Origin of the sequence: Pseudonocardia sulfidoxydans NBRC 16205 (assembly GCF_007989085.1) — a bacterium.
Classification (GTDB): domain Bacteria; phylum Actinomycetota; class Actinomycetes; order Mycobacteriales; family Pseudonocardiaceae; genus Pseudonocardia; species Pseudonocardia sulfidoxydans.
On record NZ_BJVJ01000053.1, the window covers coordinates 22,436 to 41,056 of the forward strand.

The following is an 18,621-nucleotide window of genomic DNA, read 5'->3' on the forward strand; positions in this document are numbered from 1 at the left end:
GCGTCGGGACCGCCGATGAGTATCGAGGCGCCCCCCGCACGGGTGGACGAGGTGGTGAGCCAGGCGCTCGAGGCGCATTCCGGGTCCCGTGGCGCCCTGCTGCCGATCCTGCACGCGGTGCAGGCGGAGCTCGGTCACGTGCCACCCTCGGTCGTCCCGGTCCTGGCCGACCGGCTCAACCTGTCGACGGCCGAGGTCCACGGCGTCGTCACCTTCTACCGCGACTTCCGCACCACCCCGCCCGGGCGCGTGACCGTGCGCGTGTGCCGGGCCGAGGCCTGCCAGGCCGTCGGTGGCCAGGCGCTGCTGGAGCACGCCGTCACGAGCCTCGGCGTCGCGCGGGGGGAGACCACCCCCGACGGCGCGGTCACCCTCGACGAGGTCTTCTGCCTCGGCAACTGCGCGCTCGGCCCGGCCGTGCAGGTCGGCGACCGGCTGCACGGCCGCGTCACCCCGGCCCGCCTCGACGCGCTGATCGGGCAGACACGAGGGCTGGGCCGATGACGGTCTTCGTGCCCAAGGACTCCGCGGCCGTCTCCGTCGGGGCCGACGAGGTCGCCGAGCTGCTCGCCCGCGCCGGCGCCCACGTCGTGCGCACCGGCTCGCGCGGCATGCTCTGGCTGGAGCCGCTCGTCGAGGTCGAGACCGACGCCGGCCGCGTGGGCTACGGGCCCGTCGCACCCGAGGACGTCGACGGGCTCGTCGCCGCCGGGATGCTCGACGGCACCGCTGCCGGGCTGGGCCCGGTCGAGGACCTGCCGTGGATGCGGGCCCAGCAGCGGCTGACGTTCGCCCGCGTCGGCGTCGTCGACCCCGCCGACCCGGCCGACCACGAACGCCACGGCGGCCTCGACGGCCTGCGCGCCGCGCTCGCGATGGAACCGGCCGACGTCGTCACCGCGGTGACCGACTCCGGCCTGCGCGGGCGCGGCGGCGCCGGCTTCCCGACCGGCGTCAAATGGAAGACCGTCGCGGCCGCGGCGGCGGAGGAGAAGTTCGTGTGCTGCAACGCCGACGAGGGCGACAGCGGCACCTTCGCCGACCGGATGCTGATGGAGGGCGACCCCTTCACCCTGCTCACCGGCATGACCATCGCCGCGTACGCGGTCGGGGCCCGCGAGGGGTACGTCTACGTCCGCTCCGAGTACCCCGATGCCGTTGCCGCGCTTCGCACCGCGATCGTCGCCGCCCGCGAGCGCGGCTGGCTCGGCCCCGACGTCCTCGGCTCGGGGTTCGCGTTCGACGTGCACGTCCGCGTCGGCGCCGGCGCCTACATCTGCGGCGAGGAGACCTCCATGCTGGAGAGTCTCGAGGGCAGGCGCGGCACGGTCCGGCCGAAGCCCCCGATCCCCGCGCTGGAGGGCCTGTTCGGGCGGCCGACCGTCGTCAACAACGTGCTGTCGCTGGCCTCGGTGCCCACGATCCTGGCCGACGGCGCCGAGGCCTATGCCTCGCTCGGCGTCGGGCGCTCGCGCGGGACGCAGGTGTTCCAGCTGGGCGGCAACATCGCCCGCGGCGGCGTCCTGGAGACGGCCTTCGGCATCTCGCTCGGCGAGCTGGTCGAGACGTTCGGCGGCGGCACCCTGTCCGGGCGGCCGGTGCGGGCGGTGCAGGTCGGCGGCCCGCTGGGGGCCTACCTGCCGGTCGAGCAGTTCGACCTGCCGATGGACTACGAGGCCTTCGCCGCGTCCGGCGCGATGGTCGGGCACGGCGGAATCGTCGTGTTCGACGACACCGTCGACATGTCGGCGATGGCGCGGTTCGCGATGGAGTTCTGCGCCGAGGAGTCGTGCGGGCGCTGCACACCGTGCCGGATCGGGGCGGTGCGCGGCGTCGAGACGATCGACCGCATCCGGGCGGGCGTGGACCGCGAGGCCAACCTCATGCTCCTCGAGGACCTGTGCGAGCTCATGACCGACGGATCGCTGTGCGCCATGGGTGGGCTCACCCCACTCCCGGTGCGCAGCGCAGTGACGCACTTCGCGGAGGACTTCCGGTGAGCCTGCTGAAAGAACCCGACTTCGGCACGCCCGCCCGCGCCGGGGACGCAGGCGTCGAGCTCACCATCGACGGCACGACCGTCGCCGTGCCCCCGGGCACGTCGGTGATGCGCGCGGCCGCGCAGGCGGGCTGCGAGGTCCCGAAGCTGTGCGCGACCGACAGCCTGGAGGCGTTCGGCTCGTGCCGGCTGTGCGTCGTCGAGATCGACGGCGCCCGCGGCACCCCCGCCTCCTGCACGACGCCGGTCGCGCCCGGCATGGTGGTGCGGACCCAGACCGAGAAGCTGGGCAGGCTGCGCCGCGGGGTCATGGAGCTCTACATCTCCGACCACCCGCTCGACTGCCTGACCTGCTCGGCCAACGGCGACTGCGAGCTGCAGGACATGGCCGGTGTGACGGGGCTGCGCGAGGTCCGCTACGGCTCCGGTGTCGACGCCGGCGCCAACCACATGGACCTGCTCACGGACACGTCGAACCCGTACTTCGAGTTCGACCCGGCCAAGTGCATCCTCTGCTCGCGCTGCGTGCGGGCCTGCGACGAGGTGCAGGGCACCCTGGCGCTCACGATCGAGGGCCGCGGTTTCGACTCGAAGGTCTCGCCGGGCGCGGGTGGCACCTTCATGGAGTCCGACTGCGTCTCCTGCGGCGCGTGCGTCCAGGCCTGCCCGACGGCGACGCTGCAGGAGAAGACCGTCGTCGAGCTCGGCATGCCCACCCGCTCGGTGATCACCACGTGCGCCTACTGCGGCGTCGGCTGCTCGTTCAAGGCCGAGCTGCGCGGCTCCGGTGACAGCACGGAGCTCGTCCGGATGGTGCCGTACAAGGACGGCGGCGCCAACGAGGGCCACTCGTGTGTGAAGGGGCGCTTCGCGTTCGGCTACGCCTCCCACCCGGACCGGGTCCTGACGCCGCGGGTGCGCGACTCGATCGCCGACGAGTGGCGCGAGGTCTCCTGGGAGGAGGCGATCACCCACACCGCCCGTCGCCTGCGCGCGATCCAGGCCGAGCACGGGACCGGGTCGATCGGCGCGATCACCTCCTCGCGGTGCACCAACGAGGAGGTCTACGTCGTCCAGAAGATGGTGCGGGCGGCGTTCGGCAACAACAACGTCGACACGTGCGCGCGGGTCTGCCACTCGCCGACCGGGTACGGGCTGAACCAGACCTTCGGCACCTCGGCGGGCACCCAGGACTTCGCGTCCGTCGACGACGCCGACGTGATCATGGTGATCGGCGCCAACCCCACCGACGCCCACCCGGTGTTCGGGTCGCGGATGAAGAAGCGGCTGCGCCAGGGCGCCCGGCTCATCGTCGCCGACCCCCGCTCGATCGACCTGGTCCGCAGCCCCCACATCGAGGCCGCGCACCACCTCGCGCTCAACCCGGGCACCAACGTCGCGATCGTCAACGCCATGGCCCACGTCGTCGTCACCGAGGGGCTGGTCGACCGCGAGTTCGTCGACGCCCGCTGCGAGAACATCGACGAGTGGGAGGCGTTCATCGCCGATCCCGCGCACTCGCCCGAAGCCGTCGAGGAGATCACCGGCGTCCCGGCCGCCGAGGTACGCGCCGCCGCCCGGCTCTACGCGACGGCCGGCAACGCCGCGATCTACTACGGCCTGGGCGTCACCGAGCACAGCCAGGGCTCGACGATGGTGATGGGCATGGCCAACCTCGCCATGGCCACCGGCAACATCGGCCGCTCCGGGGTCGGGGTCAACCCGCTGCGCGGGCAGAACAACGTCCAGGGCTCCTGCGACATGGGCTCGTTCCCGCACGAGCTGCCCGGCTACCGCCACGTCTCCGACGGCTCGGTCCGCGAGGTCTACGAACAGCTGTGGGGCACGCCGCTGCTCGACGAGCCGGGCCTGCGCATCCCCAACATGTTCGACTCCGCGCTCGACGGCTCGTTCCGGGCGCTGTTCGTGCAAGGCGAGGACATCGCGCAGTCCGACCCCAACATCAGCCACGTGCACGCGGCGCTGGCCGCGCTCGACCTCGTCGTGGTGCAGGACCTGTTCGTCAACGAGACCGCGAAGTTCGCGCACGTCCTGCTGCCGGGCACGTCGTTCCTGGAGAAGGACGGCACGTTCACCAACGCCGAGCGGCGCATCAACCGCGTCCGCCCGGTGATGGCGGCGCGGACCGGCAAGCAGGAGTGGCAGATCGTCTGCGAGATCGCGCAGGCCATGGGCTACCCGATGCACTACGACGACGCCGCCCAGATCATGGACGAGATCGCGCTGACGACGCCCACGTTCGCCGGGGTGTCCTTCGCCCACCTCGACGCCGTCGGCTCGGTGCAGTGGCCCTGCACCACCGAGCGGCCGGAGGGGACGCCGATCATGCACGTCGACGGGTTCGTCCGCGGCAAGGGCCGGTTCGTCGTCACCCCGTACGTGCCGACGCGCGAGCGCAGCAACCGCCGTTTCCCGCTGATCCTGACGACGGGGCGCATCCTGTCGCAGTACAACGTCGGCGCCCAGACGCGGCGCACGGCCAACGTGGCGTGGCACCCCGAGGACGTCCTGGAGCTGCATCCCCACGACGCCGAGGTTCGCGGTGTGGCCGACGGCGACCGGGTCGAGCTGGCCAGCCGGGTGGGCACGACCTCGTTGCGCGCCAAGATCTCCGACCGGATGCCGGTGGGTGTCTGCTACACGACGTTCCACCATCCGGTCAGCGGCGCGAACGTCGTCACGACGGACAACTCCGACTGGGCGACCAACTGTCCGGAGTACAAGGTGACCGCGGTGCAGGTGACGCCGTCGACGGCGCTCACGGCCGCGGCGCCCGCCCACGAGCAGACCTCGGTGGGGGCCGGCCGTGGATGAGCTCGGGCCCGAGGTGCGGATGGTCTCCGACATCGTCGTCCAGTTCGCGCACCGCCCCGCCGACGACGCGGCCGCGGCGATCGCGGCGCACCTGAGGAGGTTCTGGGACCCGCGGATGCGGCGCAGGCTGGTCGCGGCCGTCGACGCCGGCGCCGACGTCGACCCGGTCGTGGTGCGGGTGGCGCAGCTGCTGTCGTCGTCTGCCCCGGCGTCCTGACGTCGCGGGGTCAGTCCTGCGTGGGGCCCTGCAGGCCGTTGCGCAGCCGGCGCAGCAGGTCGTCGAACAGCTCGGCGTCGGGCCCGAGCAGCCGGCTGAACTGGCGCCGCACGTCGGCCGTGGCCTCCTCCCACACCGTGTGGGCCTGACGCCCGCGCGGGGAGGCGGCGACGAGCACGCGGCGCCGGTCGAGCTCGTCGGGCCGGCGCAGCACCAGGTTGGCCGAGACCATCCGGTCGACCAGCTTGGACAGCTTGGGCGCCAGCATCATCGCGTGCTCGGCGACGACGTTCATCGGGCAGCCGCCGCGCGCGACGAGCAGTGACAGGATGCGCCACTGCTCGATGTCGGCGCCGTGGGCCTTGAGCGCCTCGTCGAGCTGCTGCTCGACGGAGCGCTCGACGAGGGTGAGCACGCGCAGCGTCTCGTCGTCGACCGGGGCCATCCGGCCCTCGACGGGGCCGTCGACGAGCTCCGACGGGTCCGGACGCGCTGCCACCGTCGCATGCTAACCCACGTTCGGAGTAACCGCCGGGCCCACCGGGTCGCTAGCGTCGTCACATGACCGCGGGCGGCGAGGCCGAGCGACTGACGGTGCCGCCGTCGGCCGGGCCGGACGTCCTCACGATGGCGCTCGTCGTCCCGTTGCAGGGACCGGCCGGCATCTTCGGGCCGTCGTGCGAGAGTTGCGCCGATCTGGCCGCGGCCGAGATCAACGAGGAGGGCGGCGTCCTCGGCCGTGAGCTGCGGCTGCTGCCCGTCGACGGCGGCCGGGCGCCCGACGTCGTGGCCACCGAGGTCGACGCGCTGATCCGGGCGGGCGCGGTCGAGGCCGTCACGGGCTGGCACATCTCCGCGGTCCGGGAGGCGGTCGCGCCGCGGATCGGGGGCCGGGTCCCGTACGCCTACACCGCCCTCTACGAGGGCGGTGAGCACCGCCCGGGGGTGTTCCTGACGGGGGAGACGCCGGACCTGCAGCTGGGCCCGACGCTCGACTGGTTCGCGGGCACGGTCGGGGTGCGGCGCTGGACGATCGTCGGTGACGACTACATCTGGCCGCGCCGCTCGGCCCACATCGCCAAGGAGTACCTGCGGGCGATCGGCGGCACGGTGTGCGACGAGATGTACGTGCCGCTGGGCACGTCGGACTTCGCGGGGCCGTTGGGGCGCATCGAGGCCAGCGGGTGCGAGGCCGTCCTGATGCTGCTCATCGGTGACGACGCGGTGTGCTTCAACCGGCAGTTCAGCGCGCGCGGCATGGACCGCGACATCCTGCGGTTCAGCTCGCTGATCGACGAGAACGTCCTGCTCGCCTCGGGTGCGAACAACACCCGTGGGCTGCTGACGTCGGCCGGGTACTTCGAGGAGCTGGCGACGACGCCGGGTCTCGACTTCGCCGCGGCCTACTTCAGCCGGTTCGGTCCCGACGCGCCGGTGCTCAACAGCCTGGGGGAGTCCTGTTACGAGGGCGTCCGGCTGCTGTCGGCCCTGATCCGGCGGGCGCACTCGGCCGAGGTGGGCTCGGTGACGTCGGTGTCGGAGGGGCTGGCCTACGAGAGCCCGCGCGGGACGGTCGTGGTGCGCGACCGTCACCTCAAGCAGCGGGTGTTCCTGGCGGTGGCCGACGGCCTGCGCTGGGACGTCATCCAGGAGCTCTGACCCCGTCCCCACCTGCGGGTTCTCGCGTCGGGCCGGTGGCGCTCCGACTGGTCGTTGACAGCCTTGGTCACACGCCGTAGTTTCCCAGGAAATTGTTTCCGGTGATCGTCATCACGGTGGTCCCGGGGACTCCCCACAACGACGTGGAAGGAGCGCTCGTGGCCCTCTACCGCTATCGCTGTGCCGCCCACGGTGCCTTCGACCTGACCACCCCCATCGGCACCGCCCCCGAGACCGCGCCCTGCCCCCGCTGCACCGCGACGTCCGCCCGCCAGTACACCGCGCCCATGCTGGGCCGGGGCACCGACGCCGCGATGACGCTGATCGACCGGACCCGCGCCACCGCCGACACCCCGGCCGTCGTGGGCGCCCCGCCGCCGCGCCCGGCGTCCCGACGCACCCCCCTCGCCCCGCCGAACCCGGCCCTGCGCCGGCTGCCGAGGCCGTGACATGGGAGCCGTCGGACTGATCTACGTGGGCGCCGTCCTGTTCGTCAACGGCGCGATGCTCCTCGGCTGGGTCGAGGGCCGCTCCGCAGCCCCGCTCAACATCTTCGTCGGCCTCCTGCAGGTCGTCACACCGACATACCTGATCTTCAGCGCCAACGGCAACACCGACCAGATCCTCAACGCATCAGGGCTCTACCTGTTCGGCTTCACCTACCTCTACGTCGCGTTCAACCTGTTCATGAACCTCGACGGAACCGGCCTCGGCTTCTTCTCGCTGTTCGTCGCCGTCGCCGCCGTCGGGTACTCGCTGGCGAACTTCTTCACCCTCCGCGACCCCGTCTTCGGCGTCATCTGGCTCTACTGGGCCTTCCTGTGGCTGCTGTTCTACCTGCTCCTCGGACGGAACGAGGAAGGACTCGGCCGCTACACCGGAGCCGTCGCCGCTGTCCAGGGCTGGGTCACCGGCGCCGTGCCCGCCGCACTGCTGCTGCTCGGCTACTGGGGTGGCAACAACGCCGGCCTGATCGCGACGATCTTCGCCGTCTTCGGGATCGTCGTCTTCGCCGCTCTCTGGGTCCCGTTGCGACCCCGCGGCCGAACAGAACCCACCACCACCGACAGGACCGCCGCCGCGACCTGATCGGGCGGACCACACCTCCGGACCTGGCAACCCTCGTTTCCTGCACACCCACACTGGAGATTCGCCATGCCTGATGTCGTGTTCCCGCTGGACTCGACCAAGAAGTTCACCGACCAGGAGAAGATCGGTCACAACCGCTGGCACCCGGACATCCCGGCGCAGGTGCACGTCAAGCCGGGCGACTCGTTCCGCGTCCACTGCCGCGAATGGTTCGACGGCGCGATCGTCAACGACGACTCCGCCGACGACATCCTCAACGCCCCGCTCGCCGGGGTGCACGTGCTCTCCGGGCCGATCGCCGTCGAGGGCGTCCAACCCGGCGACCTGCTGATCGTCGACATCCTCGACGTCGGCCCGATCCCGCAGGAGGACTCCGGCCCCCTCGCCGGCCAGGGCTGGGGCTACACCGGCGTCTTCGCCACCAGCAACGGCGGCGGGTTCCTCACCGAGCAGTTCCCCGACGCCTACAAGGTGATCTGGGACTTCCAGGGTGGCAAGGCGACCTCCCGGCACGTCCCCGGCGTCTCCTTCACCGGCATCGTGCACCCGGGCCTCATGGGCACCGCGCCCTCACACGAGCTGCTGGGCAAGTGGAACGCCCGCGAGCAGGCCCTGATCGACACCGACCCCGGCCGCGTCCCGCCGCTCGCCCTGCCGCCGCTGCCCGACTCGGCGATCCTCGGCAGCCTGTCGGGCGCCGACTTCGAACGCGCCGCCGCCGAGGCCGCCCGCACCGCCCCGCCCCGCGAGAACGGCGGCAACCAGGACATCAAGAACCTGACCAAGGGGACCCGGGTCTTCTACCCGGTGTTCGTCGACGGCGGGAACCTGTCCATGGGCGACCTGCACTTCTCCCAGGGCGACGGCGAGATCACGTTCTGCGGCGCGATCGAGATGGGCGGGTTCATGGACCTGCACGTCGACGTCATCAAGGGCGGCATGGCGACCTACGGCGTCTCCGAGAACGCGATCTTCATGCCGGGCAACACCGACCCGCAGTACAGCGAGTGGCTGGCCTTCTCCGGCACCTCGGTCACCCTCGACGGCGAGCAGCGCTACCTCGACTCGCACCTGTCGTACCAGCGGGCCTGTCTGCACGCCATCGACTACCTGACCAAGTTCGGCTACAGCGCCATCCAGGCCTACATGATCCTGGGCGCGGCGCCGATCGAGGGCCGGCTCTCGGGTGTCGTCGACATCCCGAACTCCTGCTCGACGGTCTACATCCCGACGGCGATCTTCGACTTCGACGTGCGGCCCGGCAAGAACGGCCCGCACCAGGTCGACCCGGGAATGGGTGTCCCGATGTCGCGAGGCTGACCTCGCGACGACCGACGGCCCCGGCCCGCCCTCACGGCGGCCGGGTTCGTTCGGCGTGCGGTCCGACCCTGCCGAGTCCGACACAGGACTGCTTCGATCATGGAGCGAGCCAGTCCGGTGTCGAACTCGGCGGATCGCTCCGGCCAGGCCCGCGGCGGCGCCGGGAGGGCGGGCAGGAGCGCGGCGAGCCGGTGCCCGGGACGCACGTGGCGTCCCGGGCACCGGGTACGACCGTCAGTCCAGGTAGTCGCGCAGGACCTGGGACCGCGACGGGTGGCGCAGCTTCGACATCGTCTTCGACTCGATCTGGCGGATCCGCTCACGGGTCACGCCGTAGACCTGGCCGATCTCGTCGAGGGTGCGGGGCTGGCCGTCGGTCAGGCCGAAGCGCAGCCGGACGACGCCCGCCTCACGCTCGGACAGCGTGGCCAGCACCGACTGCAGCTGGTCCTGCAGCAGCGTGAAGCTCACCGCGTCGACCGCGACGACAGCCTCGGAGTCCTCGATGAAGTCACCGAGCTGGCTGTCGCCCTCGTCGCCGATGGTCTGGTCGAGCGAGATGGGCTCCCGGGCGTACTGCTGGATCTCCAGCACCTTCTCCGGGGTGATGTCCATCTCCTTGGCCAGCTCCTCCGGGGTGGGCTCACGGCCCAGGTCCTGGAGCAGCTCGCGCTGGATGCGGCCCAGCTTGTTGATGACCTCGACCATGTGCACCGGGATACGGATGGTGCGGGCCTGGTCGGCCATCGCGCGGGTGATGGCCTGACGGATCCACCACGTCGCGTACGTCGAGAACTTGTAGCCCTTGGTGTAGTCGAACTTCTCGACCGCACGGATCAGGCCCAGGTTGCCCTCCTGGATCAGGTCCAGGAACGCCATACCGCGGCCGGTGTAGCGCTTGGCCAGCGACACGACGAGACGCAGGTTCGCCTCGAGCAGGTGGTTCTTGGCGCGCTCACCGTCGCGGACGATCCAGCGCAGGTCGCGCCGCAGCTGCGGGGAGACCTTCTCACCGGACTCGATCGCCCGGCGCAGCCGCTCGGCCGCGTAGAGGCCGGCCTCGATGCGCTTGGCGAGCTCGACCTCCTCCTCGGCATTGAGCAGCGCGACCTTGCCGATCTGCTTGAGGTACGCGCGGACCGAGTCGGCCGAGGCGGTGAGCTCGGCGTCCTTGCGGGCCTGCCGCAGCGCCTCCGACTCCTCCTCGTCCCAGACGAAGTCGCCCGACTGCTTCTGCTGCGAGCTGCGCGTGGTCGGGGCACGACGGTTGGCGCCGGTGTTGGTCGGCTCCTCTTCTTCGTCGTCCTCGTCATCGTCGTCGGAGTCGTCCGAGTCGGCCGTCTCGGGCTCGTCGTCGACCTCGAGGTCGTCGAGCTCGACGTCCTCGAGCTCACCCGCCTCGGGTGCGCCGTCGAGCTCGGCCTCGTCGCCGTCGCCCTCGCCGTCGGCCTTCTTGGTGGCCGGCTTGGCAGCCGACCCGGCCCGCGGGCGCGTCGTCTTCGTCGCGGTCTTCTTCGGGGCTCCCGTCGTACCCGCCTTGCGGCGGCGGGTCGGTGCCGGCGCGACCGCCTCGTCGACGGTCGAGTCGGTGCGGGTTGCGGAGTCTGCGGCTGCCACCTAGGCCCTCTCGCTGCGTGCGCTCTGCTGTTCGCCGGAGACACGAAGGATCCGGCTGTCGAGATGTCGGGACTGATCGATGACCTCGCTGCGCCGCGGACCGCCGTCGATTGGTGTTCGGCCGGCCTCGTGGGGGCGGGGTACCGCGTCATTGTAACTACGTCGCCGCCGAGAGTTCGCACGTCGCGTGGGTCGCGTGGCGCGACACTGCGCCGGACGGTCGCCGCGACGCCCTCGAAGGCCGCCCCGCGACGATCGGCGCAGGTCTCCCACATGGGAGTTCCGGCGTGTATCGGCCGGCGGCTGCGCCGATCCGGTGACGACGCCGTGCGTCCGCCGAACAGCCCCTCCGGACGCGCGCGGAGCTGCGGTGACCGGAGCGGGAACCACGGTGTGGTCGGATGTCGGCCATGCACGACCGAACCGATGCCGCGCCGTCCCCCGGGCCTCTCTCCGACGACCCCGCGGTGCTGCGCGCCGTCGCCGAGCAGGTGGCCCACGAGGCCGCCGCGCACCTGCGGTCGCTGCCGCCGCCGCGGCTGCCCTCCGGTGGTGACGTCGAGGGGGCGGTGCGCACCAAGTCGTCCCCGACCGACGTGGTGACCGCGGCGGACGAGGCCGTCGAGGCGCTGATCCGGGCGCGGCTCGCGCAGCTGCGTCCCGGTGAGCACGTGTTCGGGGAGGAGGACGGTGGCGACGCCGCGCGCGCCCGCTGGGTCGTGGACCCCATCGACGGCACCGTCAACTACCTCTACGGCATCCCCGCGTACTCGATCTCGGTGGCCGCGGTCCAGCACGGCGAGTCCCTCGCCGGGGTGGTCGTCGATCCTGTGTCGGGGTGTACCTGGAGCGCGGCCCGCGGCGGGGGAGCGACGCTGGACGGGCGGCCACTGTCGGTCACCGCCGCTACCGACCTCGCCCAGTCCCTGGTGGCGACGGGCTTCTCCTACCGGGCCGAGCGCCGCGCGCGCCAGGCCCGCATGGTCGCGGGCATGCTGCCGCGGGTCCGCGACATCCGCCGGGCGGGGTCGTCGGCACTCGATGTCTGCGCGGTCGCGACGGGCCGGCTCGACGGGTACGTCGAACACGGCCTGAGCTGGTACGACTGGGCCGCCTCGGGCCTGATCGCCGCCGAGGCGGGCGCGGTCGTACGGGTGCCCGGCCCGCCCGGGGCCACGGCCCCCGACGACGGGCTGGGCGCGGAGGCGATCCTCGTCGCCACGCCCGGCATCGCCGACGCACTGGCCGAGCTGGCCCGTGAGCAGGGCGCCGCCGAGGTCTGAGGCGCGCGGCCCGCGGCCGGGCCCTGCTCAGCAGGACGCGTCGCGCGCTTCCTGCAGCGTCGTCGGGTCGACCGCGGGCGGCGGGGGGCCGGCCGTGCCGCCCTCGGCCGAGGTGTCGGCGGGCGGGTTGGCCAGCTGGTCGAGCACGTCCTTCGCCGGGCGGCCCGGCTTCACGTCGGAGAACGCGGTGCCGACGGCGAAGTCGACGGTCTCGTCGGCGCGCGCGTCGCGCACCAGCTCGGTGCACGGCAGCACGATCGCGAGGGTCGCCGCCGCCGCCGACCCGTTCGCACCGAACCGGATCTGGCCGCGGCACTCCAGGTCGCCGTCGGGGAACAGCGGGTCGTTGTCGGGCGCGCCGCCCTCGGCGAACCCCAGGTCGCCGAGCTGGGCCGCGACCAGGTTGGCCTGACCCCGCTGCCCGCCGCCGTTGAGCACCCGCACCTTCACCGCCGACGCCGCAGCCGGCGTCGTCGAGTCGAGCGAGGACGCTTCGACGACCTCACCCGCCGCCCCCGCGGCCGGGGTGGGACACGACACGGCCCCGGACCGGCCCGCCGCCGTGATCAGCACCGTCGTCCACGTGACCAGCGCGACGACGGCCAGCACCGACACCAGCACGACGACCGGACCACGGCGCCGCCGCTGGTACGGGCGCGTCGGCCGGGACGACACAGCGGCGGCGGCCATCAGGAGATCCCCTCGTCGAGCACGTGATGGCCGAGGACGACGAGCGGGTCGACCGCCCCGTCGAGACCTTCGGCCATGTCGGCGGGCACCGAGCCCGCCCGTACCCGGGCGAGGATGCCCGCCAGGACGACGGCGAGCTTGAACGCCCCGAAGCCCGCGTACCAGGGCAGCGGTGCGAGGTCGAGACCCGAGCCCGCCGCGTAGGCGCTCGCGATGTCGGAGCGCAGGGGGAAGCCGGGCAGCCGGGTGGGCGACGGGATGTGCTGGGCCGCGCGCCAGACGGGGTGCTCGTCGGCCTGGCACCAGTAGACGAGCATGAGCCCGAGGTCGGCGAGCGGGTCGCCCAGCGTCGACAGCTCCCAGTCGAGCACCGCGAGGATGCGTCCCGGGTCGGTGGCGTCGAAGACGCAGTTGTCGATGCGGTAGTCGCCGTGGACGATCGTGTTGCGCTGCGTCGCGGGTACCGCGGCGGCCAGCCGGGTCGACAGCGCCGTGAGTGAGGACTCGGTGCCGGCACCGACGGTCAGCCCGCTCTCGCGCGCCGACTCCCACTGGGAGTTCCAGCGGCGCACCTGCCGGGACATGAAACCCTCGGGGCGCCCGAAGCCGGACAGCCCGGCCGCGTCGATGTCGACGGCGTGCAGCGCCACCAGGACGTCGACCAGCGCGCCGCCGGCGCGGGCCCGGTCGGCGGGCGTGTCGGCCCAGCCGGCGGGCGGCTCCTCCAGCGGCACCACACCGTCGACGAGCTCCATGACGTAACAGGGGGCGTCGACCGGTGCGCCGCCCTCGCTGTGCGCGAGGATCCGGGGGACCGGCACCGCGGTGTCGCGCAACGCGTCGACGACCGTGCGCTCACGTCCCATGTCGTGCGCCGTCGCCGCGACCGAACCCACCGGGGGGCGGCGCAGCACGACCGCGCCCGCGGCCGAGGTGACCCGGTAGGTGAGGTTGGACCGGCCGGCCCCGATCAGCGAGAGCGAACACTCCTGCCAGGCGGGATCTCCGAGCTCGGAGGCGAGCCAGCGGCCGACTGCGGCGGGGTCGGCCCCCGGGGGCGAGGACGTGGCGGCTCCGGCGAGGGACTGATCGGGCACGACCGCAGACCCTAGTGCCCCGGGGCGCCCGTCACGGCGGACTCGCGACGGGTGTCACGCACATGTTCGATGCGCGCGCATCAAGCCCGAGGTGACCTGCCGGATGTCGTTCCCGTCACCCGCTCGGCGACGAGTTGTCGGGTGGGGCGGCGCGGCGACGCGGCCTCGGCTACCCTCTCGCCCCCGGGGGGACAGTCAGTACCGCGCCGCGGGCCGCGCACGCACGAAGACCTGTGCCGCGGACCGGGCCACTGCACTGAGACCGGCATCACGTCGAGGTCGGGCACAAACCCCGCGGTCGCGACGTTGTCGCGGCACGGCGAAGACACAGTGCAGAAGTTGAGGGTGGGAAAGATGGCGACCGACTACGACGCTCCACGTCGCAACGAGAGCGACGACATGGCCGAGGACTCGCTCGACGAGCTCAAGGCCCGCCGCAACGAGGCGCAGTCGTCCGCGGTCGATGTCGACGAGTCGGACACTGCGGAGAGCTTCGAGCTCCCGGGCGCGGACCTGTCGGGCGAGGAGCTCACGGTCAAGGTGCTGCCCAAGCAGGCCGACGAGTTCACGTGCGCGAGCTGCTTCCTCGTGCACCACCGAAGCCGGCTCGCGGAGACCCGCGGCGCGCAGTTCATCTGCCGCGACTGCGCGGCCTGACAGTCGACCGGGAGCCCGGTCCCGTCCTCTCGCAGGGACGGGACCGGGCTCTCGACGTTCCCGTGCCGCTCCCGGCAGGTCAGCGGCGCGCGGCGGCCAGCACCGCCCGGAGCTTGTCCGGGTCGCGGGTGCTGACGATCCAGTACGGCTCGTCGATGGTCGGGTCGACGTTCTCGATACGCACCACCGGGCCGACCCACGCGCGGTGCATCAGGAACGCCTGCGGGTCCAGCTGCGGCCCCAGCGCGACCTGCTTGTCCCGCTTGTCGACGGTGTCGGTCCGCCCGACAGCGCTCAACGGGATCGTCTCGCCGGCGATCGTCAGGGACTCGTCGTCGACCCGCACACGGGTGCGGCCCAGCCAGAACAGCGCCCCCAGCAACAGCGGGACCGCGATGACGTAGCCGATCCACGACCGGAAGCCCGGGTAGCCCATGTGGATCTCGGCGCCGATCAGGACGCCGATCGCCGCAGCGACCAGGTACCACCACACCGGGACGTACAACCGCTCGTCGAACGCAACACGGCCGGACGTCGCAGATTCCGGGGGTGACGGGTGCTCGCTCACGGAGGCCAAGGGTAGCGTCGTCCGTCGTGCCCGGCTCCCTCGACGCTCCCCAGCCCGAGCCAACCGCCGCGCCGCTGCCCGAGCCGTTCCCCGAGCCGCTCGCAGGCCCGGCGCTCGAGGTGGCGCTCGTCAGGCTGGACGCCGCCGTTCCGCTGCCCGCCTACGCCCGCCCCGGCGACGCCGGGGCCGACTTGGTCACCACGTCCGACGTGGCACTCGGTCCCGGTGAACGGGCCGTGGTCGGCACCGGCGTCGCGGTCGCGCTGCCCCCCGGCTACGCGGGCTTCGTCCACCCACGCTCCGGGCTCGCCGCCCGCGCGGGGCTGTCCGTCGTCAACACGCCGGGCACGATCGACTCCGGATACCGCGGCGAGATCCGTGTGTGTCTGATCAATCACGACCCTCGGACGGAACTCGTCCTGAGAAAGGGTGACCGGATAGCCCAGTTGGTCGTTCAGAGAGTGGAACACGTCAGGTTCGTCGAGACCGACGTCCTGCCCGGCTCCGAACGCGGAGCCGGAGGCTACGGCTCCACAGGGGGCCACGACCGGCTGTCCCAGCACGCCATCGAGGAGATTGCGTAGTGGCACGACGCGACCGCACAGGGCTGCGTTCCGCCGCTCCGGCAGCCGGCCCGGACGACGAGTACGACGACTACGACTACGACACCCGCGACCGGGCCGGCCGCGGTCGCTCCTCGGAGCGGTACGCCGACGACGACCGGTACGACGACCGGTACGCCGACGACGAGTACGACGGCGAGTACGACGACTACGACGACGAGTACGCCGACGACGAGTACGACGGCTACGACGACGACCCCGAGCCGCGGCGCCGCACCTTCGACCCCGACGCGGTCGGGCCGTTCGACGTCGAGGACCTGGAGGCGCCGATCCCCGACGCCGGCGCCGACGACAACGTCGACCCGAAGGAGTACGAGCGCCTCCACAACGGCGGCGCCGCCGACGACGACTTCCGCGACGACCCGGCCCACGCCGAGTGGGCCCGGGAGATCCTCACCGGCCTGACCGACTTCGGCGCGGTGCGCGTCCCCGTCCCCGCCGACGGCAACGTCGACCTCACCGTCCCACCCTCGGGCACCATGCAGGCCGTCCACGTCCTCATCCCGCAGGGCAAGCTGTCGGTCAGCGCGCTGGCCGCGCCCCGCTCCGAGGAGCTGTGGCCGACGCTCGCCGCCGAGATCGAGGCGTCCCTGCGCGACGGCGGCGCCACCGTCCGCCAGTCGTCGGGCCCGTGGGGCCTGGAGCTGCACGCCCACACCGACGTCGCCGGCTCGGTGTTCGTCGGTGTCGACGGTCCCCGCTGGATGGTCTACGGCGTGGCGACCGGCCCGCAGGCCTCCGCCGCCGAGCTCGACGCCGCGCTGCGGCTGATGCTGCGCGGCATGGTCGTCGTCCGCGGCCGGCTGCCCTACCCGCCCCGGACAGTCCTGCCGCTCGAGCTCCCCGAGGACCTCAAGCTGCGCCAGGACGAGCAGGTCGCGGCCGCCGAGAAGGCCAAGGCCGCCGGGGAGGTCGTCCCCGAGCCGCCCGAACCGCGCGACCTGCCCACCACGGCGATCCCGGTGCGACCCACCCCACCCCGCCCGCCGCAGGGCCGTCGTCCCGCCGGTCCGCGTCCGCCGCAGGGTCCGGGCCGTCGTCCCGACGGCCACCCCGGCGCGGGTCCGCGCCCGGTCGACCCGGCCCGCCGCCCCGCCGCGAACGGCGCAGGCAACGGGACCGGCCCGAACCGGCTGCCCTTCGACGGTCGCGCCGCCGCGTTCCGCCCGGCGGTGGACGGCCGCCCCGCCGGCGTCAACGGCGCTCCCGACGGAGTCGCCGGCACCGGCATGAACGGTGCCGTGCACGGTGGTGCGAACGGTGCCGTGCACGGTGGTGCGAACGGTGCCGTGCCCGGCGGTGCGAACGGTGCGCCGGTCAACGGGCGCGCCAACGGCGGCCGGGCCAACGGCACCAACGGGTCCGGTGTCAACGGCACCGCAGGCCACGGGATCGACGGCACCGCCGCCTACCGGCCCGCGACGAACGGCCACGGCCCCCACGGTTCCGGCAACGGCGTCAACGGCTCCGGCGCGCCTACCGGCCGCGGCGCCGACGGCCGCTCCTTCGACGGGCCGCCGCCCAACGCCCGCCCGGTCGACGGCCGGGGCCGCCCCGACACGTCCGGGTTCGCGCCCGGCGCGGACTCGGGCCGCCACGAGACACCGCGTCCTCAGTTCGGCGACGCCGCTCCCGTCGACGGTCGCGGTCCCGCCCCACGCGACGCCCGGCCCGCCGCGTCGGCCGACCGGCCGTACCCGGGCGACCCCGGTCGTCTCCCCACCCGCGGCTCCGACAGCGGGTCATTCCGCCGCGACGACGCTGCGGCCCGCGGCGACAGCGGCGGCTACCGGCGCCCGGCCGACGTCCGCCCCGCCGGCCCCCGGCCGTCCGACACCGGCGCGTACCGCGGCGACGCGTTCGCGCCCGCAGCCGACAGCGGGGCCTTCGCCCCGCGCGACCGGCACCCCGCCCGCCGCGACGACGTACCCGCCCGCCCCGCGGACGGGTCCACCGGCGGCCACCGCGCGCCCGCCGCGACCGGCGGCTACGACGTCCCGGATGCCACCGGCGGCCATCGTGCCCCCGCGGCCACGGGCGGCCACCGTGCACCCGACCCGACCGGCGGATACCGGGCGGTGCCCCCCACGGGCGGCCACCGCGTCGACGGCCCCGGTCCCGACGGGATCCCGACGCCCCCACGCGCGTACGACAACCGTGGCGGCGACCCGATCGCGGGCAGGCCGCTCGACGGCCCGCCGCGCACCGGCCGCCGCGCCGCCGACGACGGACGCTCCGCCTTCCGACCCCCGGCCGGTGCCCGTCCGGGTGGGCGCCGTCGCGCCGAGGACCGCGACGACCGGCGCGCCGTCGACCCGCAGACCGGCATGCCGGCCGGCGCGCAGCCGCCCGCGAGCGGCCGTCGCGCCGCGCCCGAGGGCGTGAACCGGCACGGCTCCACCGGGTTCGGGGAGTTCGGCAGCGGCGCCTACGGCCTGCGTGAGCCTGCCGGTTCCCGATCCGACCGGGCGGTTCCGCCCGCCGCCGGCCACCGCGCGCCCGCCGATCACCGCACGCCCGCCGATCACCGCGGCGCCGCAGCGAGCCACACGGCGCCGGTCGACCGCGATGCGGACCGGGGACGCCACGGTGCTCCCGCGGGCGGCCCCACCTACGCGGCGTCGTCGTACGAGCCGGCCGGGCGGGACCCGTTCGGGTCCGAGCGCGGATCCGTGGGTGGGTCGCGCGACGAGCGCGATACGTACGGCCGTGACGGGTACGGCCCCGACCCGTACGGCCGGGACTCGTTCGCCCCGGGCTCCTCCGGCCAGGACTCGTACCGAGCCGATTCCTCCCGGGCTGATTCCTCCCGGGCCGATTCCTCCCGGGCCGACTCCTACGGCGCCGAGTCCAACAACGCCGACTCCTACGGCACCGATCCCTACAGCGCCGATCCCTACAGCGCCGGGTCATACGGCGCTGACTCCAACAGCGCCAGGCGCTACAGCGCCGATCCCTACAGCGCCG

Annotated in this window: 17 protein-coding genes; 12 read left to right on the forward strand and 5 right to left on the reverse strand. The window is 73.3% G+C overall.

From position 1 onward, the window contains the following. Positions 1-15 precede the first annotated feature (15 nt). From PSU4_RS21805 to PSU4_RS21820, 4 genes are read left to right on the forward strand one after another with little or no spacing between them, the layout of a single operon-like run. Complete coding sequence (locus tag PSU4_RS21805) at positions 16-504, forward strand: formate dehydrogenase subunit gamma (RefSeq protein WP_147111589.1); 489 nt, start codon at positions 16-18, stop codon at positions 502-504. Beyond that, positions 501-2,000, forward strand: a complete 1,500-nt coding sequence (locus PSU4_RS21810; RefSeq protein WP_147111592.1) for a formate dehydrogenase beta subunit — start codon at positions 501-503, stop codon at positions 1,998-2,000. The genes PSU4_RS21805 and PSU4_RS21810 overlap by 4 nt, the downstream gene beginning before the upstream one ends. After that, positions 1,997-4,834, forward strand: a complete 2,838-nt coding sequence (gene fdhF, locus PSU4_RS21815) for a formate dehydrogenase subunit alpha (protein WP_147111595.1) — start codon at positions 1,997-1,999, stop codon at positions 4,832-4,834. The genes PSU4_RS21810 and fdhF overlap by 4 nt, the downstream gene beginning before the upstream one ends. After that, positions 4,827-5,051, forward strand: coding sequence for a formate dehydrogenase subunit delta (locus PSU4_RS21820; protein WP_222596364.1), 225 nt, complete (start codon positions 4,827-4,829; stop codon positions 5,049-5,051). Before fdhF ends, PSU4_RS21820 begins: the two co-directional genes overlap by 8 nt. Positions 5,052-5,061: 10 nt before the next feature. Here PSU4_RS21820 and PSU4_RS21825 read toward each other — a convergent pair whose 3' ends face one another. Beyond that, the gene (locus PSU4_RS21825) at positions 5,062-5,550 is read right to left on the reverse strand and encodes a MarR family winged helix-turn-helix transcriptional regulator (RefSeq protein WP_147111598.1); all 489 of its coding nucleotides are present in this window, start codon (positions 5,548-5,550) and stop codon (positions 5,062-5,064) included. Between the two features lie 128 nt (positions 5,551-5,678). Between PSU4_RS21825 and PSU4_RS21830 the strand changes: the two genes are divergently transcribed. The 4 genes from PSU4_RS21830 to fmdA all read left to right on the forward strand — a co-directional run bounded on the left by PSU4_RS21830 (position 5,679) and on the right by fmdA (position 9,119). Then, positions 5,679-6,710, forward strand: coding sequence for a substrate-binding domain-containing protein (locus PSU4_RS21830; RefSeq protein WP_186817110.1), 1,032 nt, complete (start codon positions 5,679-5,681; stop codon positions 6,708-6,710). Positions 6,711-6,811: 101 nt separating this feature from the next. Then, positions 6,812-7,159: an FmdB family zinc ribbon protein gene (locus PSU4_RS21835; protein WP_246115268.1), complete on the forward strand. Its 348-nt coding sequence runs from the start codon at positions 6,812-6,814 to the stop codon at positions 7,157-7,159. Position 7,160: 1 nt separating this feature from the next. Continuing rightward, positions 7,161-7,799: an AmiS/UreI family transporter gene (locus tag PSU4_RS21840; protein WP_147111603.1), complete on the forward strand. Its 639-nt coding sequence runs from the start codon at positions 7,161-7,163 to the stop codon at positions 7,797-7,799. Positions 7,800-7,865: 66 nt separating this feature from the next. After that, entirely contained in the window at positions 7,866-9,119 is a 1,254-nt protein-coding gene (gene fmdA, locus PSU4_RS21845; RefSeq protein WP_147111606.1) for a formamidase, read from the forward strand. A gap of 234 nt (positions 9,120-9,353) precedes the next feature. Here fmdA and PSU4_RS21850 read toward each other — a convergent pair whose 3' ends face one another. Then, positions 9,354-10,736 (reverse strand): RNA polymerase sigma factor, encoded by a 1,383-nt coding sequence (locus PSU4_RS21850; protein WP_147111609.1) that lies wholly within the window; start codon positions 10,734-10,736, stop codon positions 9,354-9,356. A gap of 410 nt (positions 10,737-11,146) precedes the next feature. Between PSU4_RS21850 and PSU4_RS21855 the strand changes: the two genes are divergently transcribed. Continuing rightward, a complete protein-coding gene (locus tag PSU4_RS21855) occupies positions 11,147-12,019 on the forward strand; it encodes an inositol monophosphatase family protein (protein ID WP_147111612.1) in 873 nt (290 codons plus the stop codon). Positions 12,020-12,046: 27 nt separating this feature from the next. On the opposite strand, the gene cei is transcribed toward PSU4_RS21855, so the two are convergent. Together cei and PSU4_RS21865 are read right to left on the reverse strand one after the other, a co-directional pair. After that, positions 12,047-12,709 carry an envelope integrity protein Cei gene (gene cei, locus PSU4_RS21860; protein ID WP_186817109.1) on the reverse strand — a complete coding sequence of 221 codons (663 nt, stop codon included), beginning with the start codon at positions 12,707-12,709 and terminating at the stop codon, positions 12,047-12,049. Beyond that, on the reverse strand, positions 12,709-13,806 hold the full coding sequence (locus tag PSU4_RS21865) for a phosphotransferase family protein (protein WP_147111615.1): 1,098 nt from the start codon (positions 13,804-13,806) through the stop codon (positions 12,709-12,711). Before PSU4_RS21865 ends, cei begins: the two co-directional genes overlap by 1 nt. Before the next feature lie 354 nt (positions 13,807-14,160). Here PSU4_RS21865 and PSU4_RS21870 point away from each other — a divergent pair, with 354 nt between their 5' ends. Continuing rightward, positions 14,161-14,463 (forward strand): DUF4193 domain-containing protein, encoded by a 303-nt coding sequence (locus PSU4_RS21870; RefSeq protein WP_013675177.1) that lies wholly within the window; start codon positions 14,161-14,163, stop codon positions 14,461-14,463. Positions 14,464-14,542: 79 nt separating this feature from the next. Here the strand turns inward: PSU4_RS21870 and PSU4_RS21875 are convergent, their stop codons facing one another. Beyond that, complete coding sequence (locus tag PSU4_RS21875; protein WP_147111617.1) at positions 14,543-15,031, reverse strand: DUF3093 domain-containing protein; 489 nt, start codon at positions 15,029-15,031, stop codon at positions 14,543-14,545. Positions 15,032-15,105: 74 nt separating this feature from the next. Between PSU4_RS21875 and dut the strand changes: the two genes are divergently transcribed. Both dut and PSU4_RS21885 read left to right on the forward strand, forming a co-directional pair. Beyond that, positions 15,106-15,615: a dUTP diphosphatase gene (gene dut / locus PSU4_RS21880; protein WP_147111635.1), complete on the forward strand. Its 510-nt coding sequence runs from the start codon at positions 15,106-15,108 to the stop codon at positions 15,613-15,615. Beyond that, on the forward strand, positions 15,615-18,621 hold a 3,007-nt coding region (locus PSU4_RS21885), incomplete at its 3' end, for a DUF3710 domain-containing protein (protein WP_147111620.1). The genes dut and PSU4_RS21885, both read left to right, overlap by 1 nt.